The sequence below is a fragment of the Shewanella sp. AC91-MNA-CIBAN-0169 genome (genome assembly GCF_040310165.1).
Classification (GTDB): domain Bacteria; phylum Pseudomonadota; class Gammaproteobacteria; order Enterobacterales; family Shewanellaceae; genus Shewanella.
The window spans coordinates 1-248 of record NZ_JBEOPM010000172.1; the positions used below are offsets into that span (position 1 = coordinate 1).

Genomic DNA, 248 nt, shown 5'->3' on the forward strand with positions numbered 1-248 from the left:
TCGGCTTAATTCGTAGATTTAGCTCCAATTCTCGGTAAATCCTATACACCCGCTTATGGTTCCATCGGTAGCGTTTCACGTTACGTAAAAAGTAATAACATAGCCCAAACCCCCAACTCCGATGGGTTGATGTCAGTTGCTGTAACCAGTCGGCTATTGCAGCGTTTTCATCACTGAGTTTTGCCTGATAGCGATAACAGCTCTCACTGAGTCCAAACAAGGCACACGCAAATGCGATCGAAATGGCT

The 248-nt window shown here is 45.6% G+C and carries 1 pseudogene; it reads right to left on the bottom strand.

The annotated features are described in order from the left end of the window. Positions 1-248, bottom strand: a pseudogene (locus AAEY98_RS22560) (IS3 family transposase); the annotation flags it as partial.